This window comes from Streptomyces sp. NPDC050161, assembly GCF_044460025.1.
In the GTDB taxonomy this organism is placed as follows: domain Bacteria; phylum Actinomycetota; class Actinomycetes; order Streptomycetales; family Streptomycetaceae; genus Streptomyces.
The window spans coordinates 210,139-234,898 of the sequence record NZ_JBITJM010000006.1; the positions used below are offsets into that span (position 1 = coordinate 210,139).

Here is a 24,760-nt window from a genome sequence, read left to right on the forward strand (position 1 = left end):
ATCGACGACGATCAGGCGAGCGAACGGAGCCGAACGCCATGGGCGAGCAGTACCGCACCACGTTTCCGCAGGAAATCCTCGACCAATGGGCCGGCCTCGGCCTCGACCTGCCCGCACTCTTCTCCGCCGGACACCTCGGCCGGCGGATGAGCGTGCAGGTCCTGGAAGCCGCCCCCGACCGCGTCGTCGGCACCATGCCCGTCGAGGGAAACACCCAGCCCTACGGACTGCTGCACGGCGGCGCCTCCGCGGTACTCGCCGAAACCCTCGGCTCCGTCGGCGCCATGCTGCACGGCGGCCCCGGCAAACTCGCCGTCGGCGTCGACCTCAACTGCACCCACCACCGCGGCGCCCGCTCCGGCCTGGTCACCGGCATCGCCACCCCCGTCCACCGTGGCCGCTCCACCGCCACCTACGAGATCGCCATCAGCGACGAGCAGCACAAGCGGGTCTGCACCGCCCGCCTGACCTGCATGCTCCGCGACGCGGACCCCGACGCCTACCGCAACTAGCGCCGCCTCGGGCCCCATACGCGAGTGGCCCCGCACCGATCACCGGTACGGGGCCACTCGGGACGGCACGCTCCGCACGCCGCCACAGGTCCTGCTACTGATCCTTCTGCTGGTCCTTCTGCTTCTTCTCCGCGGCGTCCTCGATGACCGCCTCGGCGACCTGCTGCATCGACAGCCTGCGGTCCATCGACGTCTTCTGGATCCACCGGAAGGCGGCCGGCTCGGTCAGGCCGTACTGCGTCTGCAGAATGCTCTTCGCGCGGTCCACCAGCTTGCGCGTCTCCAGGCGCTGGGAGAGATCGGCGACCTCCTTCTCCAGCGTCTTCAGCTCGGTGAACCGGCTGACGGCCATCTCGATCGCGGGAACCACGTCGCTCTTCGAGAACGGCTTCACGAGGTACGCCATCGCCCCCGCGTCCCGCGCCCGCTCGACCAGCTCGCGCTGCGAGAACGCGGTCAGCATCAGGACCGGCGCGATGCTCTCCTCGGCGATCTTCTCGGCGGCCGAGATGCCGTCGAGGATCGGCATCTTCACATCGAGGATGACCAGGTCGGGACGGTGCTCCCGGGCCAGCTCGACGGCCTTCTGGCCGTCCCCGGCCTCACCGACGACGGTGTAGCCCTCCTCCTCCAGCATCTCTTTGAGGTCGAGACGGATGAGAGCCTCGTCCTCGGCGATCACGACGCGCGTGGTCAGCGGCGGGACATGCGACTGATCGTCATCGGCGGCGGGCTGCTCGGGCTCGGGGGCGCTCACGGGACTCCTTGTTCAGGCAGGTGGTGCCCTTGCAGCCTACCTAGCGGCAGCCATCCTGATGCACACGGTAGGGTGTCTCTCGCAACCGGCCCGGTTGGTGGAACTGGTCAGACACGCGGCTCTCAAACAGCCGTGCCTTCGGGCATGTGGGTTCGAATCCCACACCGGGCACCTCTACAGCAAGCGGAATTGCACCATCGCATGAACCGCACACATTTTCCCTTCCCATCGCGCGCTTCGTCACGCAGAGTGAAGGCATGAACCTTCACAGCACGGACTTACGCCACCGGGCGGTCACCCAACTCCGCACCGGCGCGAGGAACGCAGATGTCGCCCGCGCGCTGGGCGTCCCCACCGGCACCATCAGCTATTGGCGGCACCTGGACCGCGCCGGACGCGGAGAGTGCCCCGGTGCCCACACCCCGAAGTGCCCGCGGTGCGACGGCCGCGAGCTCGACGATGCGGCCTACGCCTACCTCCTGGCCCTCTACCTCGGTGACGGCCACATCATCCGGTATTCGGGGCACCGCGTACCGAGCCTCATGATTACGTGTGGTGACGACTGGCCGGGCCTCATGGACGCCTGCGAGGCAGCGATGCGCGCGGTCTTCCCCGACAACTCCGTGTGCCGGGTCCGCAAGACCGGCTGCCACAACGTGAAAATCTACTCCGCGCACCTGTGGTGCATGTTCCCTCAGCACGGCGAGGGAAAGAAGCACGAACGTCCGATCGTCCTCGAACCCTGGCAACAGCAGATCGTGGACGCGCATCCCTGGGAGTTCGTCCGTGGACTGATCCACTCGGACGGCTGCCGGATCATCAACTGGACGACGCGGTCCGTGGGCGGCACCCGCAAACGCTATGAATACCCGCGGTATCTCTTCGCCAACAAGTCCGACGACATCCGTCGGCTCTTCTCCGACACCCTCACGAAGGTCGGCGTGGAATGGACCGTACTCGCCCGCGGGAGCGACCCGTTCACCGTCTCCGTGGCCCGCAAAGCCTCCGTCGCGCTCATGGACGCACACATAGGGCCGAAGTACTGACAGGGACGGCAGTCAGGACCTCGGCCCGGCATCAACGTGTGCGGGGGTGGGGCTACTTCGGGGAGTCGTCCTCGCCGATGTGGTGGACGCGGACGAGGTTGGTGGAGCCGGCGACGCCGGGCGGGGAGCCGGCCGTGATGATCACGACGTCGCCCTTCTCGCAGCGGCCGATCTTGAGGAGTTGCTCGTCGACCTGGGCGACCATCTCGTCGGTGGAATTGACGGTCGGTCCGAGGAAGGTCTCCACGCCCCAGGTGAGGTTCAGTTGGGAGCGGGTGGCCGTGTCGGGGGTGAAGGCGAGGAGCGGGATGGGTGAGCGGTAGCGGGAGAGGCGGCGGACGGTGTCGCCGGACTGGGTGAAGGCGACGAGGAACTTGGCGCCGAGGAAGTCGCCCATCTCGGCAGCCGCGCGGGCGACGGCGCCGCCCTGGGTACGGGGCTTGCTGCGGTCGGTGAGCGGCGGGAGGCCCTTGGCGAGGATGTCTTCCTCGGCCGCCTCGACGATGCGGCTCATGGTGCGGACGGTTTCGGTGGGGTACTTGCCGACGCTGGTCTCGCCGGAGAGCATCACCGCGTCGGTGCCGTCGATGACGGCGTTGGCGACGTCGGACGCCTCGGCGCGGGTGGGCCGGGAGTTATCGATCATCGAGTCGAGCATCTGCGTGGCGACGATGACCGGCTTGGCGTTGCGCTTGGCGAGTTTGACGGCGCGCTTCTGGACGATCGGCACGGTTTCCAGGGGCATTTCGACGCCGAGGTCGCCGCGGGCCACCATGATGCCGTCGAAGGAGGCGACGATGTCGTCGATGTTGTCGACGGCCTGCGGCTTTTCGACCTTGGCGATGACGGGGAGGAAGCGGCCCTCTTCGCGCATGATGCGGTGGACGTCGTCGATGTCGCGACCACTGCGGACGAAGGAGAGGGCGATGATGTCGGCGCCGGTGCGCAGGGCCCAGCGGAGGTCGTTCTGGTCCTTCTCGGAGAGTGCGGGGACGGAGACGGCGACGCCGGGGAGGTTGAGTCCCTTGTGGTCGGAGACCATGCCGCCTTCGATCACCAGGGTGCGGACGCGGGGTCCGTCGACGCCGGTGACTTCCAGGGTGACCTTGCCGTCGTCGACGAGGATGCGTTCGCCGGTGGTGACGTCGGCGGCGAGGCCCTGGTAGGTGGTGCCGCAGAGTTGGCGGTCGCCTTCGACGTCGGGCTCGACGGTGATGGTGAACTCGTCGCCGCGTTCGAGAAGTACGGGCCCTTCGCGGAATCGTCCCAGTCGGATCTTCGGGCCTTGAAGGTCGGCGAGGATGCCGACGCTGCGGTGGGTTTCTTCGGATGCGGTGCGGACCCGGTCGAAGCGCGCCTCGTGGTCGGCGTAGGTGCCGTGACTGAGGTTGAAGCGTGCGATGTCCATTCCGGCGTCGACGAGGGCTTTGATCTGCTCGTACGAGTCGGTGGCGGGTCCTAGTGTGCAGACGATCTTTGCTCGGCGCATGGTTCGACCCTATGACTTACCCATGGGTAGAGAACTGTGCGGAAGTGACTGCCCAACGTCCTCTCGATGAAAGGCTGTTGACAAGTATTGGAATGCGCGCGGTGGTGCTCCGATGAGCGGAATCCCGGTGTGTGGGGCGGCGTGTCAGAGCGCCGGACGGGTCATGGTGAAGCGCGCGTTGACGTGGGCGTAGACGGTCTGGCGCTGGGGTTCGAGGTCGAGCGCGGGCGTGTCGGACGGGGCCGGGGGGCCGCCTGCGTAGCCGCCGAAGGAGCGTCGGGCGGCGGGCATCGGCGGGGTGTTCTCGGCGCCGATGTCGGCGAGTTCGACGAGGGCGTCGAGGCGGGCGCCGAGCGCTTCGGCGTATTCGCGGGCGCGTTGGACGGCTTCCCGTACGGCGTGGGTGCGGGCGTCGCGGTGGGCGGGTGAGTCGGGGCGCAGGTTCCACCAGGGGCCGTCGACGCGGGTGAGGTCGAGGTCGGCGAGGCGGGTGGTGAGTTCGCCGAGGGTGGTGAAGTCGTTGAGGGTGGCGGTGAGGGTGACGCGTCCGTGGTAGGCGCGGATGCGTTCGTGGCGGCCCTTTTCGGAGAGGTGCGGGGTGAGGCTGAAGGAGCCGGTTTCGAGTTTTTCGATGGCGTCGCCGTAGCTCTTGATGAGAGCGAGGGCCTGCTCGTTGCGGCGGGTGAGGTCGTTGAGGGCGGTCGGACGGTCGGTGCCGCGGGCGCTGACGGTGACCGCGATGCGGGCGATTTCGGGGTCGACTTCCAGGCGCGCTTCGCCGCGTACCGCGAGGCGGGGGGTGTCGGGGGTGCCGTAGGGCAGGGGGTCGGTGGTGTGCGGTGCGGGGGTGGGGTCGGTCATGGTGCGACTCCTTCGGGCGGTCGGCTGCCGGGGTGAAGGGTCGCACATGGGTGTGCGTCGGGTCAGGGGCGGCGGGCGAGGTGGGAGGTGGGGTGAGGGACGGGGGCGGGGGTGCCGGGGGGCTGCTGGAGGCCGAAGGTGGTGAAGGCGGTGCGGGTGGGGAGGGGGTAAGGGGTGTTGTCGGTGAGGGAGTTGAGGATGGTGGCGCTGCGCCAGGCGGCGAGGCCGAGGTCGGGGGTGCCGACGCCGTGGCTGTGGCGTTCGGCGTTTTGGACGTAGAGGTGGCCGGTGACGGCGGGGTCCAGGACGAGGCGGTGGTCCGCGTCGACATGGGGGCGGCCGGCGGTGTCGCGGTGCAGGTGGGGGTCGAGGGCGGCGAGGAGGGTGTCGAGGCGGCGTTCGCGGTAGCCGGTGGCGAGGACGACGGCGTCGGTGGTCAGGCGGGTGCGGGTGGCCTGTTCGGCGTGGTCGATGTGGAGTTCGATGCCGGTGGGGCCGAGGCGGGCCGCGGAGTGTACGGAGACGCCGGGGGTGAGGGTGGCGTCGGGCCAGCCGCCGTGCAGGGTGCGGCGGTAGAGCTCGTCGTGGATGGCGGCGAGGGTGTCGTGGTCGATGCCTTTGTAGAGCTGCCATTGGCCGGGGACGAGGCCGTCGCGTACGGATTCGGGGAGGGCGTGGAAGTAGCGGGTGTAGTCGGGGGTGAAGTGTTCGAGGCCGATCTTGCTGTATTCCATGGGCGCGAACGCGGGGGTGCGGGCGAGCCAGTGGAGTTTTTCGTGGCCTGCGGGGCGGGCGCGTAGCAGGTCGAGGAAGATTTCGGCGCCGGACTGGCCTGCCCCGACGACGGTGATGTGGTCGGCGGCGAGCAGGCGTTCGCGGTGGTCGAGGTAGTCGGCGGAGTGGATGACGGGGACGGTGGGGGCGTCGGCGAGGGGGCGCAGGGGTTCGGGGATGTGGGGTGCGGTGCCGATGCCGAGGACGAGGTTGCGGGCGTAGGTGCGGCCGAGTGCTTCGGCTTCGCCGTCGGCGTCGAGGTGGGTGAAGTCGACTTCGAATACGGCGTGCCGGGGGTTCCAGCGGACGGCGTCGATCTGGTGGCCGAAGTGGAGGGCGGGGAGGTTTTCGCTGACCCAGCGGCAGTAGGCGTCGTATTCGGCGCGGTGGATGTGGAAGCGCTCGGCGAAGTAGAAGGGGAAGAGGCGTTCGCGGCTGCGCAGGTAGCTGAGGAAGCTCCACTGGCTGGTGGGGTCGGCGAGGGTGACGAGGTCGGCGAGGAAGGGGACTTGGAGGGTGGCGCCGTCGATGAGGAGGCCGGGGTGCCAGTGGAAGGCGGGGCGTTGGTCGTAGAAGGCGGTGCGGAGTTGAGTGAGGGGGTGGGCGAGGGCGGCGAGGGAGAGGTTGAAGGGGCCGATGCCGATGCCTGCGAGGTCGAGGGGGGCGGTGGGGCTGGTGGTGTCGGCCGGAGGGGTGGTGTCGGGCTCCGTCGTCGTGGAGGTGGGGGGTGTGGTGCCAGGGGTGCCGGGAAGGGCGGGGGTGGTCATCGGGGAATGTGGCCTTCCACGAGTTTCAGGAGGTTTTCGAGGTCACCGGGCTGGGTGTGGGGGTTCAGGAGGGTGGCCTTGAGCCAGAGTCCGGTGGCGGTGGTCGCGCGGCCGAGGACGGCGTGCCCGTCGGTGAGCAGGCTGCGGCGGATGGCGGCGAGGGTGGCGTCGGCGGCGCCGGCGGGACGGAAGAGGACGGTGGTGAGGGTGGGGCGGGAGTGGAGTTCGAGGTCGGGGTGTGCCTCGACGAGGTCCGCGAGGGTGCGGGCGGCGTCGAGGGTGCGGTCGACGAGGTCGCCGATGCCGCGCCGCCCCAGGGCCTTGAGGGTGACGGCGATCTTGAGGATGTCGGGGCGGCGGGTGGTGCGCAGGGAGCGGCCGAGGAGGTCGGGCAGTCCCGCCTCGGTGTCGTCGTCGGCGTTGAGGTAGTCGGCCCGGTGGTCGAGGGGGGCGAGGTCGGCGCTGCCGGGGACGGCGAGGAGGCCGGCGGCCACGGGTTGCCAGCCGAGTTTGTGCAGGTCGAGGGTGACGGTGTGGGCGCGGTCGAGGCCGTCGAGCAGGGCGCGGTGGGTGTCGCTGAAGAGGAGTGCTCCGCCGTAGGCGGCGTCGACGTGGAAGCGGGCGCCGTGGTGTTCGGCGAGGTCGGCCAGGGCCGGCAGGGGGTCGATGGCGCCGGAGTCGGTGGTGCCCGCGGTGGCGGTGAGGAGGACGGGGCCGTCGAGGCGGGAGAGGGTCGCGTGGACGGTGTCGGGGCTCAGGACGCCGTCGGGGGTGGGGAGGGTGATCGGGGCGGGGAGGCCGAGGAGCCAGGCGGCGCGGTGGATGCTGTGGTGGGCGTTGGCGCCGCAGACGATGCGGAGGGGAGCCGCGGGCTCCGGGCGGTCCGTGGGGGTGAAGGGGTGGGTGGGGACGGGGAGTTGGGCGGGTCGGGTGTGGTCCCCCGTCTCGCCGTCGGCTCCCCCGGTCGCGTCCGCGGGGGTGTCCCCGGCGGCGTTCGCCGTGGCGGCGGTCTTTCGGTGGGGCGCGGTGTGGGCGGCCTCCCGGGCGAGGAGGACCGCCAGTTGGTTGGACTCGGTGCCGCCGGTCGTGACCAGTGCGTCGGGGCCGCCTGTGGGGACGGGGGTGCCGGGGACGCCAGGGGCGAGGGGGGCCGCTGAGGGGCCGGGGGCGGGGAGGGTGCGGGCGGCGGCGGGGGTTCCGGGTGGGGTGTGCGGCTCCGGACCGATGGTGGCGGGGGCGGCGGGGGCGTTGTCCGGAGCGGTGGCGGGGGCCGGAATGGTGGCGGGGGCCGTTGCGGGGGCGGGGTGGGCCGTTGCGGGGACGGACCGGGACTGTGTGTGCGGTGCGGCCCGCGCCGGGGTGGTCGTGCGTGCGTGGGGGTAGACCAGGGCCGCGAGTTCGCGGGTGGTGAGGGCTTCGATGGCGGAGGCGGCGGGGGCCTGGTCCCAGGAGTCCATGGAGGGGTTGAGGGCGCAGGCGGCCACTTCGGCGGCGGCGGCGATGGCCAGCGGCGGGCAGTGGAGGTGGGCCGCGCAGTGCGGGTCCGCGGGGTCGGCGGCGCCGGCGGCGAGGGTGCGGACGAGGGTGCGCAGGGCGTCGTGCGGCCCGGTGCCTTCGTCGGTGAGGAGGGGGGCGCAGGCGGCGCGTACGGCGTGGGCCACGGCGTCGGGTCCGCCGGCCGGGAGGGGGCCCGCGCGGTCCTCGGCGCCGTCGGTGAGGGCGTCGAGGACGGTGGCGATGAGGGGGCGGAGCGCGCGGGGGCCTTCGGTGCCGCCCGCGAGTGCGGCACCGGTGGCGGGCACAGACATGAACGTGCCCTTCTGTGTGGGGAGTTCGGGACGTTAGGCCGCCCTAAGTTACTTTCCCGGTGCAGCGCGCATCCAGTGGTGCAGGTGGTTCCACTCGTTCGTGTAAGTGACTGCTTCATATGTTCGGATACCGCCGGTCGTCGGCCTCCCCGGCGGTATCCGTGACGGGCTGCTCCGGCAGGTCAGCCGGCGGGCTGCGCCGGGTGGGCCGAGCGGACCCGCAGGGCGCGTTCCAGATCGTCGAGCTGGTCGACGAGCTTGCGGCGCAGCGCGGGGGTCGGGTCGCCGGTGGCGAGGCAGCTGCGGCCGAGGCGGAGGGTTTCCGGCTCGACGAAGGTGCTGGGGAAGGCGTGGCGGCCGGCGGCCTCGGCGAGGGCGGGGCCGCGCTCGGTGGCGAGGGCGGGGACCTCGGCGAAGTAGCGGCTGACGTAGGGGCGGAGCAGGTCGTGCTGTTCGGGGGCCCAGAAGCCGGTGGCGGTGGCGGTGAAGAGGTGGTTGGACAGGACGGCCTTGTCGCCGGTGGCGGTGGCTTCGGTGGTGAAGAGGGCGTCCCAGGCGGCCTGTTTGCCGGCCGGGTCGGGGAGGGCGGCGTGGCAGCGGGCGGCGCCTTCGTGGCCGGCGGCGCTGGGGTCGCGGGCGAGTTCGGCGTCGATGCGGTCGGGGGTGAGGGCGCCGAGTACGGCGAGGCGGCCGAGGATGTGCCAGCGCAGTTCGGGGTCGAGGGCGGGGCCGCCGGGGACGCTGCCGTCGTCGAGCCACTCCTGGAAGGTGTCGGGGGTGCGGGCGCCGGCGATGAGGGCGCGGACGGCGGTGAGCCGCAGACCTGCCTCGGCGCCGTGTTCGGGGCCTTCGGTGCGGCGCAGGAGGTCGCGGCTGATGGCGGTGAGGGCGGCGAGGGCGGCGGGGCGTTCGGCGGCGGGGAGGTAGCAGTCGGTGAGGGGGGTGCGGGCGAAGGTGAGGACGCTGCGGACGATGGCGACGTCGGGTTCGCGCGGGAGGTGGGCGCGGGCGGCTTCGAGGTAGGCGGTGGGCGGGAGTTCGCCGTCGCGGACCATGTCGCGGGCGGTGTTCCAGACGACGGCGCGGCTGAGGGGGTCGGGGATGCCGGAGAGGGCGCGGGCCGCGGTCTGCCAGGAGGCCGCGTCGAAGCGGACCTTGGTGTAGCTCAGGTCGCTGTCGTTGAGGAGGACCAGGGCGGGCGCGGCTCCCGGGAAGGTGCGGCGGGTGTGCCCCTCCTTCTCGGGGATGTCCAGTTCGAAGCGGTCGCGCGGGGTGAGCCCGGCGGGGTCCGCGAGGTCCTGGTCGTAGAGGCCGACGGCGATGCGGTGGGGGCGGCTGCCGTGGTGCTCGACGGCGAGTTCCCAGCCGTCGGGCCGGTCGTCGACGGCGGCGGTGAGGGTGTCGGTGCCGGAGGTGCGCAGCCAGCGGGCGGCCCAGGTGTGGACGTCGCGGTCGCCGGCGCGGGCGAGGGAGTCGATGAAGTCGGCGAGGGTGGCGTTGCCGAAGCGGTGCCGGGCGAAGTGGTCGTTGATGCCGGCGAGGAAGTCCTTCTCGCCCATCCAGGCGACGAGTTGGCGCAGTGCGGAGGCGCCCTTGGAGTAGGAGATGCCGTCGAAGTTGAGGAGCGCGGATGCGGTGTCGGGGACGTCTTCGGCGCGGGGGGCGACGGGGTGGGTGGAGGGGCGCTGGTCGGCGTCGTAGCCCCAGCCCTTGCGGAAGACGGCGAATTCGGTCCAGGTGCCGGTGAAGTGGGTGGCTTCGGAGAGGACTTGGTAGCCCATGTACTCGGCGAAGGACTCGTTCAGCCAGATGTCGTCCCACCACTGGAGGGTGACGAGGTCGCCGAACCACATGTGGGCCATTTCGTGGGCGATGACCATGCCGCGGATCTGGCGTTCGGTGTCGGTGACGGCCGAGCGGTAGAGGAATTCGTCGCGGAAGGTGACCAGGCCGGGGTTCTCCATGGCGCCGGCGTTGAATTCGGGCACGAATGCCTGGTCGTAGGAGTCGAACGGGTAGGGCTCGTCGAAGAGTTGGTGGTAGCGGTCGAAGCAGCGGCGGGTGATGTCGAGGATCTCGTCGGTGTCGGCGTCGAGGGCCGGGGCCAGCGAGCGGCGGCAGTGCAGGCCGAAGGGCAGCCCGGCGTGTTCGGTGCGGACGGAGTGCCAGGGGCCTGCGGCGACGGCGACGAGGTAGGTGGAGATGAGGGGGGTGGGGGCGGCGGTCCAGCGGCCGTCGGCGTCCTGAGTGGTGGTGCCGTTGGCGAGGACGGTCCAGCCCTCGGGTGCGGTGGCGGTGAGCCGGAAGACGGCCTTGAGGTCGGGCTGGTCGAAGGCGGCGAAGACCCGCTGGACGTCTTCCATGAACAGCTGGGTGTAGGCGTAGGTCTCGCCGTCCGCGGGGTCGGTGAAGCGGTGCATGCCTTCGCCGGTGCGGGAGTAGCGCATGGTGGCGTCGAAGCGGAGTTCGTGGCCGCCGGGGGCGAGGCCGGTCAGGGGGAGGCGGTTGCCGTCGAGCAGCGCGGGGTCGAGGGGGCTGCCGTCGAGGGTGACGGTGTGCAGCGCGGCGGGCTTGATCTCGACGAAGGTGTCGGAGCTGCCCGCGATGTCGCGCACACGGAAGTGGATGACGGTCCTGGAGCCGAACACGTCCTCGCCCCGGGTGAGGTCGAGGTCGATGTCGTAGCTCTGGACGTCGATGATCTGGGCTCGGGTCTGCGCCTCGTCGCGCTGCAGTGCGGGCATGGAGCCATGCTGCCGCACGTGCGGGGGCGGCTGCACGGGGTTGTGGACAACCGGCGGGGGCGGCCCACGGGGGCTGTGGAAAAGTCGGCGGCGGGTGGCTGTCGGGGGGCGGCGGTCCGTGCCGTGAGGACGGGGGCGCCCGGGGCCCGGTGTCCTGTCACACGGCGCGCCTACACTCCGCTCCATGACGATCTCACTTGCTGCCATCGCCGGGGATCTGGCGCCGAGCGGCGTGCTGCGGGCCTCCATCAACCTGGGTAACCCGGTCCTGGCGCAGGGCACGCCGGATGCGCCGGCCGGCGTCACGGTCGACCTCGCGCGGGAGGTCGGCGCGCGGCTGGAAGTGCCGGTGGAACTGGTCTGCTTCGACGCGGCGCGGAAGTCGTACGAGGCGATGGCGGCAGGCCGGGCCGACATATGTTTTCTGGCCGTCGAGCCCGCACGCGCGGCCCAGGTCGCCTTCACCGCGCCGTATGTCGTGATCGAGGGGGTGTTCGCCGTGCCCCGCGACTCGGCCCTCGTCACGGCTGCCGACGTCGACCGGGATGGTGTGCGGATCGGCGTGAAGCACGGGTCCGCCTATGACCTCTTCCTGTCCCGCACCCTGCGCCACGCGAGCGTCGTGCGCGGGCAGGAAGGCGTCGAGGTGTTCCGCGCGCAGGGTCTTGAGGCCGCGGCCGGCATCAGGCAGCCGATGACGGAGTTCGTGGCGGCGCATCCCGAAGTCCGGCTGATCGAGGACAGGTTCATGCAGATACAACAGGCGGTGGGCACGACGACGAGCCGGCGCCCGGAGACCGTCCGGTTCCTCGGGGACGTGGTCGAGGAGCTGAAGGCCGGTGGGTTCGTCGCCGACGCGCTCCGGCGGGCGCAGCAGTCCGACGCCTTGGTCGCCCCGCCCGGGTAGCGGCCCTGAAGGCTCTTCCGCGTGGTCCGCCGCCCGGCCGGTGTCGTTAGGCGCCTGGCTTCTCAGTACTAAAATTTCCCTGGTGATCGGGTACGAGCCGCGGCCCGACGGTGGAGCCCGGGGAGGGCGGCGGAGATGGTGCGCAGGTCGGCGGAGCAGTCGGACGCGGTGGCGTCGATCATCGAGGACTGGCGGCGGGAGCGGCCGGAGCTGGACACCGCTCCGCTGGAGGTACTGGCGCGGCTGCACCGGACGTTTCTGCGCTACAGCGCGCGGCTGACGGCGTCGGTGGAGTCGCACGGCCTGTCGGTGGCCGGGTTCGACGTGCTGACGGCGCTGCGGCGGGCGGGGCGGCCGTTCCGGCGTACGGCGGGGCAGTTGGCGGACTCCGGGCTGATCTCGTCGGCGGGGGTGACGCTGCGCATCGACCGGCTGGAGAAGGACGGGCTGATCGTGCGGGAGCGCGACGCGCAGGACCGGCGGGTGGTGCGGTCGCGGCTGACGGACGAGGGTCTGGCAAAGATCGACACGTTGTTCGCCGAGCATCTGGAGAACGAGCGGCGGATGCTGGCCGGTCTCTCCCCCGCCGAGTGCCGTCAGTTGGCGCGGTTGCTGTCGAAGCTGGAGCGGTCGATATGCGAGGCGGAGGCGGCGGAAGAGGCCGGGTAGGGGGCAGGGGCCCGGCCACCGTCGCGGCGCGGTGCCGCGGCCGGTGGCCGTGGGGCGGGGTGGCTCGTCCGTCAGGCGGGGGTGGTGGCCGCCGCCTGCTTCTCGGCTTCGGCGCGGTAGAGGCGGCGCAGCCGGACGACTCCGAGGTCGTGCTGGTAGAGGTTTTCGGCCTGGTCGGCGTCGTGCGGCAGGGCTTCGAGCATGACGCGGTCCTGTTCGAGCACCTGCCAGTGGCGTTCCTCGATGAGGGTGCGGTAGAGGAAGCGCCAGGTGTCGCGCTGCCAGCCGGTGACGCGGCGGTAGCGCCAGAAGAAGACGCCGCTGCGGTGCTCGTCGATGGGGCAGATCATGCCGACGATGCCGAAGGGGCCGCCGGGGCCGGCGGACGGCGGGTAGGGGATGGACAGGTCCACCCAGTCGACGCCGGTGCGGCACAGCTCCACCCAGTCGAAGTTGACGCCGCGCTGGTCGGTCTTCTCGAAGAAGTAGCCGCGGGCGGTCTCGCGGATGCGGAACTTGGCGGTGGTGTCGCCCTCCCCCATGGTGTGCGACTCGTGGTGCAGGAACTGGCCGTGCATGGGGTCGAGGAGGTTCTCCATGCCGTAGCGCCAGGGGGCGTCCCATTCGGCGTAGCAGAGGAAGGCGTCGGTGCCGGGTTCGGTGAGCGGTTCGGGGAGGGTCAGTTCGCAGGGTTCGGGGTGTGCGGTGTCGCCGAAGTAGGCGAGGATCGCGCCGCCGATCTCGCGGACCGGGGGGCTGGTGACGAGCTGTTTGCCTTCGAGGGTGCAGCCGGGCAGGCCGGGTACGGAGGTGACGGTGCCGGTGCCGTCGACCTCGACGCCGTGGTACCAGCAGGAGATGCGGTCGCCCAGGTGGCGGCCGAGTGAGAGCCGGGCGCCCCGGTGCGGGCAGCGGTCGGCGAGCATGTGCAGGCGGCCGTCGGCGCGGCGGAAGAGCAGCCAGTCCTCGCCGAGCGCGGTGACGCGGCGCATGCCTCCGGGTGCGACGAAGCGGGAGGGGACGACGGGGTGCCACTGGTTGCGCAGGCCGGTGGCGTAGAGGTGGTCGGCGGTGGCCGGCGCGGTGGTGTGGGTGGTCACGGTGGTCACGCTCCCAGTCGGTGCATCTCGTCGCGGAAGGACTGCTCGGTCCAGGGTTCGCCGTCCGGTGCCGTGACCTGACGGGCATTCAGCCCGGCGATGACGTCGGCGAGTTCGTGTCCGACGTGGGTGAAGACCTCTTCGAGGGTGCGGGCGAGTTTGATCTCGTAGGGGGTGGGCTCGTGGGTGCGGGACTGGTGGACTTCGCGGTACGGGGTCACGGTGGCTCCTGGCGGGTGCGGGTGAGCGGTGCGGCGCGGTGGCCGGGCCGCCGGGGTGGTCACAGGTCGAGGACGAGGCGGTCGCCCGCGCAGCGCGAGACGCAGATCATCAGGGAGGTGTGCGCGGCGCGTTCGCCGTCGGTGAGCAGGAAGTCGCGGTGGTCGGGGGTGCCGTCCAGGACGCGGGTCTCGCAGGTGCCGCAGATGCCGTCGCGGCAGGAGCTGTCGACGGTGATGCCGGCGGCTTCGACGGCTTCGAGGATGGAGGTGCCGTCGTCGACGCGGACGGTGCGGCCGGTGCGGCGGCATTCGACGTCGAAGGCGTGGCCGGTGCCGTCGGCCGGGGCGCCCTGGGCGGGCGGCGGGGCGGCGAAGCGTTCGGTGCGCAGCCGGTCGGCGAGGCCGCGGGCGGCGCAGCGTTCCTCGACGGCGGCGAGCAGGGGTTCGGGGCCGCAGCAGTAGACGAGGGTGTCGTCGGTGACGCCGTCGAGTGCGGCGTCGATGTCGGGGTGGCCGTGCACGTTCTGGGGGTGCAGGTCACAGCGGTCGGTGGCGGACGCGTCGGTGAGGGCGGTGAGTTCGGCGGTGAAGGCGAGGCTGGTGCGGCGCCGGCCGCCGTAGACGAGGTGCCAGGGGGTGCCGGTGCGGTGCGCGTGGCGGGCCATGGGCAGCAGGGGGGTGATGCCGATGCCGCCGGCGAGGAAGAGGTAGCGGGCGGCCGGTTCGAGGGCGAAGTGGTTGCGGGGGCCCTGGATGCGGAGGGTGTGGCCGGGGCGCAGGGTGGTGTGGATGTGGGCGGAGCCGCCGCGCGATGCGGGGGTGTGCAGGACGGCGATGCGGTAGCGGCCGGTGTCGTCGGGGTCGCCGCACAGGGAGTACTGGCGGAGGTGGCCGCCGGTGTGCACGTCGATGTGGGCGCCGGGTTCCCAGGGGGGCAGCGGCTTGCCCTCGGGGTGGACGAGGTCGAGGGCGAGGACGTCGTCGGCCTCCCAGGTCATCCGGTGGACGAGCAGGTCGATGGGGGTTTCGGGCACGGACGTCCTCCTTACCTGGCGGGCAGTGCGACGGGCGGGGTGAAGGGGGTCTTCATGGGGCCGAGTGCGGTCAGGTCGACCTCGACGAGGGTGGGTCCTTCGCTCGCGGTGGCGGCGGCGAGGACGGGCGCGGCGTCGGCCTCGGCGGCTATGCGGGCGTAGGGCAGGCCGGTGGCGTGGGCGAGTGCGGCGAAGTCGGGGGTGGTGAGGTCGACGCCGGAGCGGCGGTCGAAGTAGCGATCCTGCATGTTGCGGAGCACACCGTAGCCGCCGTCGTTGAAGACGACGAGGGTGAGGCGGGGGCGTTCCTGGGCGAGGGTGAGGAGTTCGCCGAGGTGGACGGCGAGGCCGCCGTCGCCCGCCATGACGAGGGTGGGGGTGGTGGGCCGGGCGAGGGCGGCGCCGATGCCCATGCCCAGGCCCTGGCCGATGCCGCCGCCGCGCGGGAAGACGTTGGTGTGCGGATGGTGGATGTCCAGGAGGCGGTTGCCCCAGCTGCTGGCGGGGACGGTGACGTCGCGGGCGATGACGGCTTCGGGTGGCAGCGCCGCGCGGATCGCGTCGCAGAGGGCGGCCTGCGGGCCGATGCGGTCGCGGAGTTCGGCGCGTACGGACTCGCGGGTGTCACGGACGCGGGCGGTCCAGGCGCCGTCGGCGGGGGTGGCCTGGCGGGCGGCGAGCCGGGTGCGGAGGGCCGCGAGGGTGGTGACGGCGTCGCCGTGCAGGGTGTGGCCCGCGGGGTAGCTGCGGCCGAGCGCGGTGGGGTCGTGGTCGATCTGGAGGTGGACGGCGGGCAGACGCAGGCTCCAGTCGGCGGTTTCGTTGGAGCGGAAGTGGGTGCCGACGGTGAGCAGCAGGTCGGCTTCGGCGAGGAGTTCGCGGCCGGCGGGGGTGGTGGCGAAGTTGCCGATGACGCGGTCGTCGGTCTCGGGGACGGCGCCGCGCCCCGAGTTGCTGGTGAGCAGCCCGGCGTTGATCTGCCGAAGCAGCGCGGCGAGTTCGGGTCCTGCGGTGGTGGCGCCGCCGCCGGCCCAGATCAGCGGGCGGCGGGCGGCGGCGAGCGCGTCGGCGGCGGCGTCCAGCGCGCCGGGGGCGGCCTCGGCGGGTGCCGGTGCGGCGGGCGCCGCGGGCAGGTGGGCCGGGTCCTGGGGCGCGTACTGGAGGTCGATGGGCCATTCGACGCTGGCGGGTCCGCCGGCCGGGCCGAGCGCGTGGGCGGCGGCCTCCCGCAGCACGCGGCCCGCGCTTTCGGCGTCGGGGACGGTGGCGGCGTGGGAGCTGACGGCGCGCAGCATGCCGAGCTGGTCGCGGGTCTCGTGGATGTAGCCGCGGCCCGCGCCGATGTGGTGGCTGTCGATCTGGCCGGTGACGTGCAGGACGCGGCTGCCGGCGCTGAGGGATTCGATCAGCGATCCGGCGGCGTTGCCCGCGCCGGTGCCCGTGCTGGTGAGGGCGCAGCCGAGGCCGCCGCGGGCCCGGCCGTGGCCGTCGGCCGCGTTGACGGCGGTCGCCTCGTGGCGTACGGGGACGAACCGCAGGTCGCGGCCTGTGGCTTCGACGAGCGGCAGGTTGTGCACGCTGACGACGCCGAAGACGGTGTCGACGCCGAGGTCGCGCAGGAGGGCGACGAGCAGGTCGCCGCCGTTGGGGTTGGGCATGGTGCGGGCTCCTGGGGAGGGCGGTGGGGAGGGTGCCGGGTCAGGCGATGCCGCGGCCGACTCCGCCGCAGACGTCGACGGTGGTGCCGGTGATGTACGAGGCGCGGGGGGAGAGCAGGGTCAGGACGGCGTAGGCGACCTCGTCGGCGCGGCCGATGCGGCCGAGGGCGATGCCGCGGTCGGCGGCGAGTTCGGCCTGCCACTGTGCGTAGCTCAGGGTGCTGCCGGACGCGGCGTGCCTGCGGGTCCACTGGCCGGTGTCGATCAGGCCGAGGCAGACGGAGTTGACGCGGATGCCGTCGGGTGCGAGTTCCCTGGCGAGGGAGGCGGAGAGGTTGAGGATGCCGGCGCGGGCGGCGCTGGTGGTGATCAGACGGGGTTCGGGCTGCTTGGCGAGGACCGCGTTGATGTTGACGAGGCAGGCGGCGTCGGAGGCGCGGAGCAGCGGGAGGGCGGCGTGCAGCGGGTTGAGCACGCCGGCGAACTTCAGCTCCAGCTCGTCGCGCCAGTCGTCGGCCGTGGTCTCGGCGAGGCGCTTCATCCGGGAGCTTCCGGCGTTGTTGACGAGGGCGTCGAGGCCGCCGAAGTGGTCGCCCGTGCGGCGGACGAAGGCGGCGGTCGCCTCGGCGTCGCGGATGTCGCAGACGCCGGTGAGCAGCCGGTCGGGCCCCGCGTCGAGGCCGGCGGCGACGGCGGCGAGGGTCTCGGGGGTGCGGGCGCAGGTGGCGACGCGGGCGCCTTCGGCGAGCAGGGCGCGGACCGTGGCCAGGCCGACGCCTGAGCTGCCGCCGGTGACGAGTACGGTGCGGTCGGCCAGACCGAGGTCCATGAGGGTTCCTCCGGGGTGGGGTTCGGGGGCCGGCGCGGGGTGCGGGCGCGCCGGCCGGTGCGGGCGGGTCGGGGCGGCTGCCGCGCGGTCAGTGCATGGTGAAGCCGCCGTTGACGGCGATGACCTGTCCCGTGAGGTAGCGGGATTCCTCGCTGAGGAGGAAGGCGACGAGGCCGGTGAGGTCGTCGGGCCGCTGCGGGCGGGAGACGGCGCGGTTCAGACGGTAGAGCGCGTGCCGTTCGGCGGGCACGTTCTCGGTGGCCTCGCACTCGGTGATGCCGGGGGCGACGGCGTTGACGGTGACGCCCTTGTCGCCGAGTTCGCGGGCCATCGCCCGGGTGAGGGAGATGACCGCGCCCTTGGAGGCGATGTAGTGGGCGAGCCGCGGTGAGCCGTAGAGGGCGGCGTCGGACGCGAGGTTGACGATGCGGCCCGAACCGGCGGCGAGGAGCTGCGGCAGCAGGGCGCGGGCGACGAGCCAGGGGCCGCGGGCGTTGACCGTCATGATGCGGTCCCAGGTCTCGACGTCGATGTCCTGGAATTCCTTGCCGCCGACGCCGTCGGCGAGACCCGCGTTGTTGACCAGCCCGCGCAGGGGGCCCAACTCTTCGGTGCGGGCGGCGAGTTCGCCGACCGATGCCGGGTCGGCGACGTCGCAGCGGACGAAGTGCGCGTCGAGTCCTGCGGCGCGCAGCGCGGCGGCGGCCGACGTGCCGCGCCGCTCGTCGAGTTCGGCGAGGACGACACGGTGGCCGTCCTCGGCCGCCCGGCGGGCCATGGCCTCCCCCAGGCCGCGTCCCGCGCCGGTGACGACGACGGTGCCGGGTGCCGTGGCGGCCATCAGTCGCGGGTCACGCCGTGCATCGGCGAGTGCTCGGGGTAGGTGGGGACCTGCGGCTTCCGGGTGCCGATGACGACGCAGAACAGGGCGTCGGTCCCGCCCTCGTTCTTGAGGCTGCGGGCCACACCGGCCGGCACGACGATCATGTCGCGGTAGCCGAGGGTGCGGTATTCGACCTCGTCGCTTCCGCGGTGGATGCCGACGCGGACCTCGCCCTCCAGGACGAAGAAGGCTTCCTCGACGTCGTGGTGGGTGTGCTCGGGGCCCTCGGCACCGGGCGGCAGCAGCATGTTGGAGAAGGTGAAACCGCCGGACGGCAGGATGCGGTTGTCGCCGTCGTGGTTGCCGGTGGCGCCGGATCCGACGTAGCGGATCTGGGCGCGGCGGTACTGGTCGCCGGCCTTCGCCTGGAAGGCGAGGGTGTCCCAGTCGGGTTCGCGGGAGTCCTTGGTGGCGATCAGCGAGTCGGTGTAGCCGGCGAGGTCGCCGCCGTTGTCGTAGGCGGTGGTGGTGAGCGGCACGGGTGAACTGCCTTTCGTGTGGCGGGTGTCGGTGGTCACCGGTCGGCGTCCGGGTGGGCGGCGATCCGGAGGTGGGCCAGGAGCCAGGCGTCGAACGCCTCGGGCTGCTCCTGGTTGGCGAGGTGACCGGCGTCCTTGACGATCACGTACGCGGACCTGTGCAGCGCGCCGGCCAGGATCTGGCTGGCGTCGGGCCCGGTGACCCGGTCGCGGTCGCCGCACAGGACGAGGGTGGGGGCGGTGATGCCGGGCAGGTCGCCGCGCAGGTCGGCGGCGGCCATCGAGTCCGCGGCGTAGCGGTAGCCGGGGAGCCGTACGGAGCGGGCCATGGTGTCGACGACGCGCCGGACCAGTGCGGCGGGTGCGGTGTCGGATACCAGGCGGGGGCCGCGGCGCTCGGCGAAGGCGCGCGGTCCTGCGGCGGCGAGTTCGGCGGCACGGGCGCGCATCGCGTCGGCCCTGTCCTGGTCGGTGCCGGAGCCCGCGCTGGAGTCGGCGATGATCAGCGAAGCGACGAGTGCGGGGTGCCGGGCGGCGAGGCGCAGGGCGATGACGCCGCCCCAGGAGACGCCCAGTACGTGGGCGCAGCCGCCGCGGGCGCGGATCAGGGCGGCTGCGGTGTCGGCGTAGGTGTCGAGGTCCAGCGGCCCCTGCGGGTCGGCCGATGCGCCGTATCCGGGTGCGTCCCAGGCGAGCAGCCGCAGCTGGGCGCCGAGCGTGGCGAACTGCGGGGCGAAGGAGGCGGACGAGGAGCCGATGCCGTGCAGGCAGAGCAGCAGCGGCCCGTGGTCGCCGGCCTCCTCGACGTGCAGTCCCGCGAGGTCGTAGGGGGCGCTCACAGGATCATCCCGCTGCGTCCCGACAGGGCGGCGAGGCTGCGCAGCACCGCGTGCGGGACGACCCGGCTGGTGGCCGGGTTGGCGGTGTCGGGCAGGTGCCGCACTTCGAAGCGGTAGCTGCCGTGGCCGCCGGTCGCCTCGATGAGGTGCCTGGTGTGCCGGGCGGCGGGGTCGGCGACGACGCTGACCTGCACCGCGTCGAGGTCGCCGACGGCGAGGGCCACCGAGGCAGCGACGTTGGTCGACCGGGGGAACTTCGCCGGTACCTCGCGTGCGGTGCCGCGCAGCACCTCGACGGGGCCGGTGGCGGTCCGCATCCTGGCCAGCAACTCCGCGTCCATCCACGGCTGTTCGAGGGTGGCGGGCAGTTTGGTGGTGGTAAGCCGCACCTCGGTGAGCGGGCCGAGGGAGCAGGCGGCCTGGAGGAGGTCGAGGCCGCCGACCGCGCCGCCGGTGAAGTACACCCGGCCGGGGCCCGCGGTGCGCAGCCGTCCGGTCAGCGCGTCGTCGGTCAGCGCGCCGGTGGAGGCGATCAGCAGGTCGGTGCCGGAGGTGAGGATCTGCTCTCCGTGGGCACGGACGACGCCCTGTCCTGCGGCCTCGACGATCAGGTCGCAGCGCTCCAGCGCCTCACCGATGGCGAGTTGGGGGGCCGGGGCGGTGTCGCCGAGCGGGCGGTTGTCGATGACGCAGACCAGTTCGGCGCCGGGCAGCAGGCCGTCGGCGAGTGCGGTGCCGACGACCCGGCCGATGGCGCCCCAGCCGATGAGGCCGATGCGGCGGGGGGCTGCGGTCGGTGCGGCGGTCATGCGGTTCCCTTCGGGGTGGCGAGCGGGCCGGGGTCGGGGGTGCCTGCCATGTGGCGGCGGATGTCGGCGGACGGCGGCCCCGCGGTGCCCCACAGGTCGGAGAGTTCGGGGGTGCGGCGCCAGACGCGGGCGATCCAGGCGTCCTCGACGATCTGCGCGACCTCGGATGTGTATTCGCAGACCAGCCCCGACGGGTCGGTGAAGTAGGCGAAGGTGTTGTCGCCGGGACCGTGCCTGCCGGGCCCCCACCGGGGGGTGATGCCGTGGTGGCGCAGCCGTCCGAGGCCGCGCATGAAGTGGTCGACGGAGGTCATCTCGTAGGCGACGTGGTTGAGGGAGGCCCACTCGGCCTGGTTGAAGGCGATGCAGTGGTGGTCGGCGTTGCAGCGCAGGAACGCCATCTGGTGTTCGGACCAGTCGGAGACCCGCAGGCCCAGGACGTCGCGGTAGAAGGCGACCGAGGCGTCGATGTCGGTGGTGTTGAGGACGGTGTGGGTGACGCCGACGGGGAGTGCGCCGTCGCGTCCGCGCGGGGCGGCGGCCTCGACGTGGGCGCTGAGTTCCAGGAGCCGGCCCTCGGGGTCGGCGAAGCGCAGTCCGTAGCCGCCGCCTATCTGGTCGAGCGGCCCGGGGCCGTGGACGGGGACGATGCCGCGGGCTTCGAGGCGGCGGGCGGCCTCGTCGACGTCGGCGGGGGTGGCGACCGCGAAGCTGATCTTGCCGAGCCCGGTGCGGTCGGCGCGGGTGAGGCCGAGTACGTGGTGTTCGGGCCCGGTGCCGCGCAGCCAGCCGGCGCTTCCCGGTTCGGTGGCGACGACCTCCAGGCCCCACACCTCGCGGTAGAAGTCGGTGGATTCGGTGAGGGCGGGGGTGTGCAGCTCGACGGCGCGCAGCGCGCGGAGCCTGGCGATGGGCTCGTGCGGCATCGGTTCCGGTCTCCTTCGGGGTGGGTGGGGTGCGGCGGGCGCGGGTCAGCTGCCGGCCCAGGGCAGCGGGGTGGCTGCGGTGCCCCAGTAGAGGCTCTTCTGGCGCTGGTAGGCGCGGATGCCGTCCCGCCCCTTCTCCCGCCCGAGTCCGCTGTCCTTCATCCCGCCGAACGGGGTGGAGCTGCTGAACTGCTTGTACGTGTTGATCCACACCGTGCCCGCGTCGATCCGGCGGGCCAGCCGCCAGGCGGTGGCGGCGCTGCGGGTCCACAGGCCGCAGGCCAGGCCGTAGACGGTGTCGTTGGCCTGCGCGACGAGGTCGTCCTCGTCGTCGAAGGGCAGCGCGACCAGGACGGGGCCGAAGATCTCCTCCTGGCAGGCGCGGGCGGAGTGCGGCAGTCCGTCCAGGACGGTGGGCAGGTAGTACGCGCCGTCCCGGTAGCGCTCGCCTTCGGGCGGGGCACCGCCGCACCGCACCCGGGCGCCCTCGCTGCGGGCGAGGTCGACGTAGCCGGCGACGTGATCGCGGTGCGCGTGGTGCACGAGCGGCGCGACCTGCGTGTCCGGGTCGGTACCTGGACCGACCCGCAACTTCCGTGCCCGGTCGACGAGTTCACCGACGAAGGCGTCGTAGCGGGAGCGGGCGACGAACAGCCGGGAGCCGGCGATGCAGCTCTGCCCGCTGGAGGAGAAGATGCCGAACAGGACGCCGGCCAGGGCCTGTTCGGTGTCGGCGTCCTCGCACACGATGGTCGGCGACTTGCCGCCCAGCTCCAGCGAGACGGGCATGACCTTGTCGGCGGCCAGGCGCGCGATGCCGCGGCCGGTGCGGGTGCCGCCGGTGAAGGTGACCTTGCCGACGGCGGGGTGGCGGACGATGGCGTCGCCGGTGACGCGGCCGGGCCCCGGCAGGACGGACAGCAGTCCGGCCGGCAGGCCCGCTTCGGTCAGGGCGTGGTGCACGATCCGGCCGAGCGCGAGGGCGACGAGCGGGGTCCATTCGGCGGGCTTGAGCAGGACGGCGTTGCCCGCCGCCAGAGCGGGGGCGACCTTCTGGGCGTCGCTGGCGATCGGCGAGTTCCAGGGGGTGATGGCGCCGATGACGCCGATCGGTTCGTGGACGCTGAGCGTGACGTAGTCGCCGCGGGCCGGGGTGACGGCGTCCTCGGCGGTCTCCAGGACGGCGGCCGTGTAGCGGAAGGTGCCGGCCGCGCTGTGCACCAGGGCGAGGGTCTCGGCGCGGCACTTGCCGGTGTCTGCGGTCTGGAGCGCACAGAGCCGGTCGGCGCCGTCCTCGATCAGTTCGGCGATGCGGTGCAGCAGCCGGGCGCGCCGGTGGGCGGGCAGCTCGCGCCAGGCGGGGTCGGCGGCGGCGACGGCGGCGCGGCGGGCGGCTTCGCCGACGTCGGCGGCGTCGGCTCCGGCCAGTACGGCGAGGGTGCGGCCGGTGGCCGGGTCGACGGTTTCGACCGGGGCGCCGTTGCCGCGCCGCCACTCCCCCGCGACCAGTACCTCGTCCGGCGTGTAATCCGGTGCGGGCACCAGGTGCCCCGCCGGCTCTTCGACGGTCATCCGCGGCCTCCTGAAGGCGACTTGAGCGCTCTGCCCGTTCCGCTGATTGCTTCAGCGCCAGAAATCTAAGCACTTAACTATTTACTGGCAACCCCTCAGCACGGAAAAAGTTCCCTTGGTCAACCTCTTGACGACCACACCCCCCGGATCGGTAGAACTTAAGCGCTTAGAAACTTTGCACTTACGGACGGGCCATCAAGCGGCCACCCCACACCGCGCCCGCCGCCCTCCCCCTCGTCCCTCACCCGCTTTCCGAGCGGGTCTGGAGGAATCCCGGATGAGCCTTGCCGCCTCCCCGGACCGCGAGACCGGCGCCGCCCGCGCCGCCATCGCCGCCCGATTCGAACGACTCCCGCTGTCCCGATGGCACGTCACCGTCCGCGTCCTCATCGGCGTGGTCACCTTCTTCGAAGCCTTCGACCAACTCCTCATCGCCTACGCGATGCCCGAACTGCGCCAGGAATGGGGCCTGTCGACGGCCTCGTCCGCCCTCGTCCTGACCATCGGATCGATCGGCATGCTCATCGGCGCGCTGTTCTCCGGCCGGATGGCGGACCGGATCGGCCGGGTCAAGGTCATCGCCCTGTGCATCGGCGTCTCCGGCGTCGCCTCCCTCGCGCTCGCCGCCGGCACCGGGCCCACCCCCTTCATGCTGCTGCGCTTCGTCCAGGGCCTGGCCATCGGCGGTGAGGTGCCCGTCGCCGCCACCTTCATCAGCGAGATCACCCGCAGCCTGGGCCGTGGCCGCTTCGTCCTCCTCTACGAACTGGTCTTCCCCGCCGGCCTCACCATCGGCGCGCTCTGCGCCGCCTGGATCGTGCCCGCACTCGGCTGGCGCTGGATGTACGCCCTGGCCGCGCTCCCCGGACTGCTCGCCGTCCTCGTGCAGCGGAAGGTCCCCGAATCGCCGCGCTGGCTCGCCGACCGCGGCCGGATGCGGGAGGCCGAGGCGACCATGGCGCTGATCGAGGCGAAGGTCGAGGCCGCCACGGGAAAGCCGCTGCCGGACGCGCCACCGGACGCCCCGGCCGCACCCGCTTCCTCACCCGGCGCCCGCACCGTGGCCCCCGCCACCGCCGCCGAGCGCGCCGCCACCGGCATCCGCGGCCTGTTCACCGGCCGCTACCGGCGCCGTACGCTCGTGCTCGGCGCCCTCTGGTTCACCGGCTACTTCGTGAACTACGGCATCTCGTCGTGGCTGCCGACCATTTACGGCAGCCGGTTCCACCTCGGTCTGGCCGACGCGCTGCTCTACTCCACCGTCACCTCGGTCGCCGGGCTGCTCGGCTGCCTGGTGGCGGCGCTCACCGTCGACCGCGTCGGCAGGCGCCGGCTCTTCGCCCTGTTCCTCGGCGGCACCGCCGCCACCCTGCTCGTCCTCGCCGCGCTCGGCGCCCGCACCCCCGTCCAGGTCCTCGTCTGGACCTCACTGGCCGCGGTCTGCTTCTTCGGCTCCAACATCTGCCTGTACCTCTACACACCGGAGCTGTACCCGACCCGGATGCGGGCGCTCGGATGCAGCGTCGGCGGTGCGCTCAACCGCGTCGGCGTCATCCTCGGGCCCCTGATCGTCGGCGCGGTCTACGCCGGAGGCACCGGTCTGAGCGCGGTCTTCGTCACGCTGGGCGCCGTGGCGCTGGCCGGTGCGCTGACCGCCGCGTTCTTCGCGGAGGAAACCACCGACCGGCCGCTGGAGGAGGTCTCGCCCTGAACGGGCCCGGGGGCGTGGGGAGTTACCCGTGACGGACACCGTGCCGGCCGTCTGTGGGGACTGCCGCTGGCGGCCTCTGTGAGGTGCCGCGGGGCCGGAGGGGGCGCACCGGGGTCTCTCCTCGACGCATGTGCCCTCGGCTACGTGTCAAGAGACTGCCGGCGTTGGCACCTGTCGCTGCGGGGAGCCCCCGGTACGCCCCCTCCGGCCTGCGTACCCGACTGCGGACGCCCGGACGCTCCCGTCAACGACCCCCCTGCGGGGAGCATTCAGCCACGTACGGGACGAACGCGGCCGGAGGCCGAGGCGCGCGGCGGAAGGGTCCACCGGCAGTCAGCCGCGTACGAGACCGGGTGGGTCGGAGG

The 24,760-nt window shown here is 72.6% G+C and carries 22 protein-coding genes and 1 tRNA gene; 6 read left to right on the top strand and 17 right to left on the bottom strand.

Annotated features, from left to right (window positions below; translation table 11 throughout):
* Positions 1–38: 38 nt before the first annotated feature.
* Positions 39–512, top strand: a complete 474-nt coding sequence (locus ACIBK8_RS13300) for a PaaI family thioesterase (RefSeq protein WP_399041864.1) — start codon at positions 39–41, stop codon at positions 510–512.
* A 94-nt stretch (positions 513–606) separates the two neighbouring features.
* On the opposite strand, the gene ACIBK8_RS13305 is transcribed toward ACIBK8_RS13300, so the two are convergent.
* Positions 607–1,269: an ANTAR domain-containing response regulator gene (locus ACIBK8_RS13305; RefSeq protein ID WP_399041865.1), complete on the bottom strand. Its 663-nt coding sequence runs from the start codon at positions 1,267–1,269 to the stop codon at positions 607–609.
* An 88-nt stretch (positions 1,270–1,357) separates the two neighbouring features.
* Here ACIBK8_RS13305 and ACIBK8_RS13310 point away from each other — a divergent pair.
* Both ACIBK8_RS13310 and ACIBK8_RS13315 read left to right on the top strand, forming a co-directional pair.
* Positions 1,358–1,440, top strand: a tRNA-Leu gene (locus ACIBK8_RS13310).
* Positions 1,441–1,526: 86 nt separating this feature from the next.
* Positions 1,527–2,315: a helix-turn-helix domain-containing protein gene (locus tag ACIBK8_RS13315; protein WP_399041866.1), complete on the top strand. Its 789-nt coding sequence runs from the start codon at positions 1,527–1,529 to the stop codon at positions 2,313–2,315.
* A 52-nt stretch (positions 2,316–2,367) separates the two neighbouring features.
* Here ACIBK8_RS13315 and pyk read toward each other — a convergent pair whose 3' ends face one another.
* The 5 genes from pyk to pepN all read right to left on the bottom strand — a co-directional run bounded on the left by pyk (position 2,368) and on the right by pepN (position 10,758).
* Complete coding sequence (gene pyk / locus ACIBK8_RS13320) at positions 2,368–3,804, bottom strand: pyruvate kinase (protein ID WP_399041867.1); 1,437 nt, start codon at positions 3,802–3,804, stop codon at positions 2,368–2,370.
* Positions 3,805–3,948: 144 nt separating this feature from the next.
* Positions 3,949–4,665: an SIMPL domain-containing protein gene (locus ACIBK8_RS13325; RefSeq protein ID WP_399041868.1), complete on the bottom strand. Its 717-nt coding sequence runs from the start codon at positions 4,663–4,665 to the stop codon at positions 3,949–3,951.
* A 62-nt stretch (positions 4,666–4,727) separates the two neighbouring features.
* Positions 4,728–6,206: a lysine N(6)-hydroxylase/L-ornithine N(5)-oxygenase family protein gene (locus ACIBK8_RS13330; protein WP_399041869.1), complete on the bottom strand. Its 1,479-nt coding sequence runs from the start codon at positions 6,204–6,206 to the stop codon at positions 4,728–4,730.
* Positions 6,203–8,014: a pyridoxal phosphate-dependent decarboxylase family protein gene (locus tag ACIBK8_RS13335; protein WP_399041870.1), complete on the bottom strand. Its 1,812-nt coding sequence runs from the start codon at positions 8,012–8,014 to the stop codon at positions 6,203–6,205. The genes ACIBK8_RS13330 and ACIBK8_RS13335 overlap by 4 nt, the downstream gene beginning before the upstream one ends.
* Positions 8,015–8,196: 182 nt before the next feature.
* The gene (pepN, locus tag ACIBK8_RS13340) at positions 8,197–10,758 is read right to left on the bottom strand and encodes an aminopeptidase N (protein ID WP_399041871.1); all 2,562 of its coding nucleotides are present in this window, start codon (positions 10,756–10,758) and stop codon (positions 8,197–8,199) included.
* A 184-nt stretch (positions 10,759–10,942) separates the two neighbouring features.
* Between pepN and ACIBK8_RS13345 the strand changes: the two genes are divergently transcribed.
* Both ACIBK8_RS13345 and ACIBK8_RS13350 read left to right on the top strand, forming a co-directional pair.
* Positions 10,943–11,665 carry a transporter substrate-binding domain-containing protein gene (locus ACIBK8_RS13345; RefSeq protein WP_399041872.1) on the top strand — a complete coding sequence of 241 codons (723 nt, stop codon included), beginning with the start codon at positions 10,943–10,945 and terminating at the stop codon, positions 11,663–11,665.
* 135 nt (positions 11,666–11,800) lie between these two features.
* Entirely contained in the window at positions 11,801–12,334 is a 534-nt protein-coding gene (locus ACIBK8_RS13350; protein WP_399041874.1) for a MarR family winged helix-turn-helix transcriptional regulator, read from the top strand.
* Between the two features lie 71 nt (positions 12,335–12,405).
* On the opposite strand, the gene ACIBK8_RS13355 is transcribed toward ACIBK8_RS13350, so the two are convergent.
* From ACIBK8_RS13355 to ACIBK8_RS13405, 11 genes are all read right to left on the bottom strand, one after another.
* Entirely contained in the window at positions 12,406–13,434 is a 1,029-nt protein-coding gene (locus ACIBK8_RS13355) for a Rieske 2Fe-2S domain-containing protein (RefSeq protein ID WP_399042073.1), read from the bottom strand.
* 5 nt (positions 13,435–13,439) lie between these two features.
* Positions 13,440–13,655 (bottom strand): recombinase-like helix-turn-helix domain-containing protein, encoded by a 216-nt coding sequence (locus ACIBK8_RS13360; protein WP_399041876.1) that lies wholly within the window; start codon positions 13,653–13,655, stop codon positions 13,440–13,442.
* Between the two features lie 59 nt (positions 13,656–13,714).
* The gene (locus ACIBK8_RS13365) at positions 13,715–14,653 is read right to left on the bottom strand and encodes a PDR/VanB family oxidoreductase (RefSeq protein ID WP_399042074.1); all 939 of its coding nucleotides are present in this window, start codon (positions 14,651–14,653) and stop codon (positions 13,715–13,717) included.
* Between the two features lie 47 nt (positions 14,654–14,700).
* Positions 14,701–16,347, bottom strand: coding sequence for a thiamine pyrophosphate-binding protein (locus ACIBK8_RS13370; protein WP_399041877.1), 1,647 nt, complete (start codon positions 16,345–16,347; stop codon positions 14,701–14,703).
* A 40-nt stretch (positions 16,348–16,387) separates the two neighbouring features.
* Positions 16,388–17,176 (bottom strand): SDR family oxidoreductase, encoded by a 789-nt coding sequence (locus ACIBK8_RS13375; RefSeq protein ID WP_399041878.1) that lies wholly within the window; start codon positions 17,174–17,176, stop codon positions 16,388–16,390.
* Between the two features lie 88 nt (positions 17,177–17,264).
* Positions 17,265–18,017 carry an SDR family oxidoreductase gene (locus tag ACIBK8_RS13380; protein WP_399041879.1) on the bottom strand — a complete coding sequence of 251 codons (753 nt, stop codon included), beginning with the start codon at positions 18,015–18,017 and terminating at the stop codon, positions 17,265–17,267.
* Positions 18,017–18,538 carry a cupin domain-containing protein gene (locus ACIBK8_RS13385; RefSeq protein ID WP_399041880.1) on the bottom strand — a complete coding sequence of 174 codons (522 nt, stop codon included), beginning with the start codon at positions 18,536–18,538 and terminating at the stop codon, positions 18,017–18,019. Before ACIBK8_RS13385 ends, ACIBK8_RS13380 begins: the two co-directional genes overlap by 1 nt.
* Before the next feature lie 35 nt (positions 18,539–18,573).
* On the bottom strand, positions 18,574–19,377 hold the full coding sequence (locus ACIBK8_RS13390; protein WP_399041881.1) for an alpha/beta fold hydrolase: 804 nt from the start codon (positions 19,375–19,377) through the stop codon (positions 18,574–18,576).
* Positions 19,374–20,186, bottom strand: coding sequence for an aspartate dehydrogenase domain-containing protein (locus tag ACIBK8_RS13395; protein ID WP_399041883.1), 813 nt, complete (start codon positions 20,184–20,186; stop codon positions 19,374–19,376). Before ACIBK8_RS13395 ends, ACIBK8_RS13390 begins: the two co-directional genes overlap by 4 nt.
* Positions 20,183–21,112: a VOC family protein gene (locus ACIBK8_RS13400; protein ID WP_399041884.1), complete on the bottom strand. Its 930-nt coding sequence runs from the start codon at positions 21,110–21,112 to the stop codon at positions 20,183–20,185. Before ACIBK8_RS13400 ends, ACIBK8_RS13395 begins: the two co-directional genes overlap by 4 nt.
* A 45-nt stretch (positions 21,113–21,157) precedes the next feature.
* Positions 21,158–22,684, bottom strand: coding sequence for an aldehyde dehydrogenase (locus ACIBK8_RS13405; RefSeq protein ID WP_399041885.1), 1,527 nt, complete (start codon positions 22,682–22,684; stop codon positions 21,158–21,160).
* Positions 22,685–22,961: 277 nt separating this feature from the next.
* Between ACIBK8_RS13405 and ACIBK8_RS13410 the strand changes: the two genes are divergently transcribed.
* Positions 22,962–24,395, top strand: coding sequence for an MFS transporter (locus ACIBK8_RS13410; protein WP_399041886.1), 1,434 nt, complete (start codon positions 22,962–22,964; stop codon positions 24,393–24,395).
* The last annotated feature ends 365 nt before the right edge of the window (positions 24,396–24,760 follow it).

What these genes read in the sequence shown, in the direction of transcription:
- ACIBK8_RS13300 (WP_399041864.1), top strand. Translation starts at nt 39, where the DNA reads ATGGGCGAGCAGTACCGCACCACGTTTCCGCAGGAAATCCTCGACCAA.
- ACIBK8_RS13315 (WP_399041866.1), top strand. Translation starts at nt 1,527, where the DNA reads ATGAACCTTCACAGCACGGACTTACGCCACCGGGCGGTCACCCAACTC.
- pyk (WP_399041867.1), bottom strand. Translation starts at nt 3,804, where the DNA reads ATGCGCCGAGCAAAGATCGTCTGCACACTAGGACCCGCCACCGACTCG.
- ACIBK8_RS13325 (WP_399041868.1), bottom strand. Translation starts at nt 4,665, where the DNA reads ATGACCGACCCCACCCCCGCACCGCACACCACCGACCCCCTGCCCTAC.
- ACIBK8_RS13330 (WP_399041869.1), bottom strand. Translation starts at nt 6,206, where the DNA reads ATGACCACCCCCGCCCTTCCCGGCACCCCTGGCACCACACCCCCCACC.
- ACIBK8_RS13335 (WP_399041870.1), bottom strand. Translation starts at nt 8,014, where the DNA reads ATGTCTGTGCCCGCCACCGGTGCCGCACTCGCGGGCGGCACCGAAGGC.
- pepN (WP_399041871.1), bottom strand. Translation starts at nt 10,758, where the DNA reads ATGCCCGCACTGCAGCGCGACGAGGCGCAGACCCGAGCCCAGATCATC.
- ACIBK8_RS13345 (WP_399041872.1), top strand. Translation starts at nt 10,943, where the DNA reads ATGACGATCTCACTTGCTGCCATCGCCGGGGATCTGGCGCCGAGCGGC.
- ACIBK8_RS13350 (WP_399041874.1), top strand. Translation starts at nt 11,801, where the DNA reads ATGGTGCGCAGGTCGGCGGAGCAGTCGGACGCGGTGGCGTCGATCATC.
- ACIBK8_RS13365 (WP_399042074.1), bottom strand. Translation starts at nt 14,653, where the DNA reads ATGACCTGGGAGGCCGACGACGTCCTCGCCCTCGACCTCGTCCACCCC.
- ACIBK8_RS13370 (WP_399041877.1), bottom strand. Translation starts at nt 16,347, where the DNA reads ATGCCCAACCCCAACGGCGGCGACCTGCTCGTCGCCCTCCTGCGCGAC.
- ACIBK8_RS13375 (WP_399041878.1), bottom strand. Translation starts at nt 17,176, where the DNA reads ATGGACCTCGGTCTGGCCGACCGCACCGTACTCGTCACCGGCGGCAGC.
- ACIBK8_RS13380 (WP_399041879.1), bottom strand. Translation starts at nt 18,017, where the DNA reads ATGGCCGCCACGGCACCCGGCACCGTCGTCGTCACCGGCGCGGGACGC.
- ACIBK8_RS13395 (WP_399041883.1), bottom strand. Translation starts at nt 20,186, where the DNA reads ATGACCGCCGCACCGACCGCAGCCCCCCGCCGCATCGGCCTCATCGGC.
- ACIBK8_RS13400 (WP_399041884.1), bottom strand. Translation starts at nt 21,112, where the DNA reads ATGCCGCACGAGCCCATCGCCAGGCTCCGCGCGCTGCGCGCCGTCGAG.
- ACIBK8_RS13405 (WP_399041885.1), bottom strand. Translation starts at nt 22,684, where the DNA reads ATGACCGTCGAAGAGCCGGCGGGGCACCTGGTGCCCGCACCGGATTAC.
- ACIBK8_RS13410 (WP_399041886.1), top strand. Translation starts at nt 22,962, where the DNA reads ATGAGCCTTGCCGCCTCCCCGGACCGCGAGACCGGCGCCGCCCGCGCC.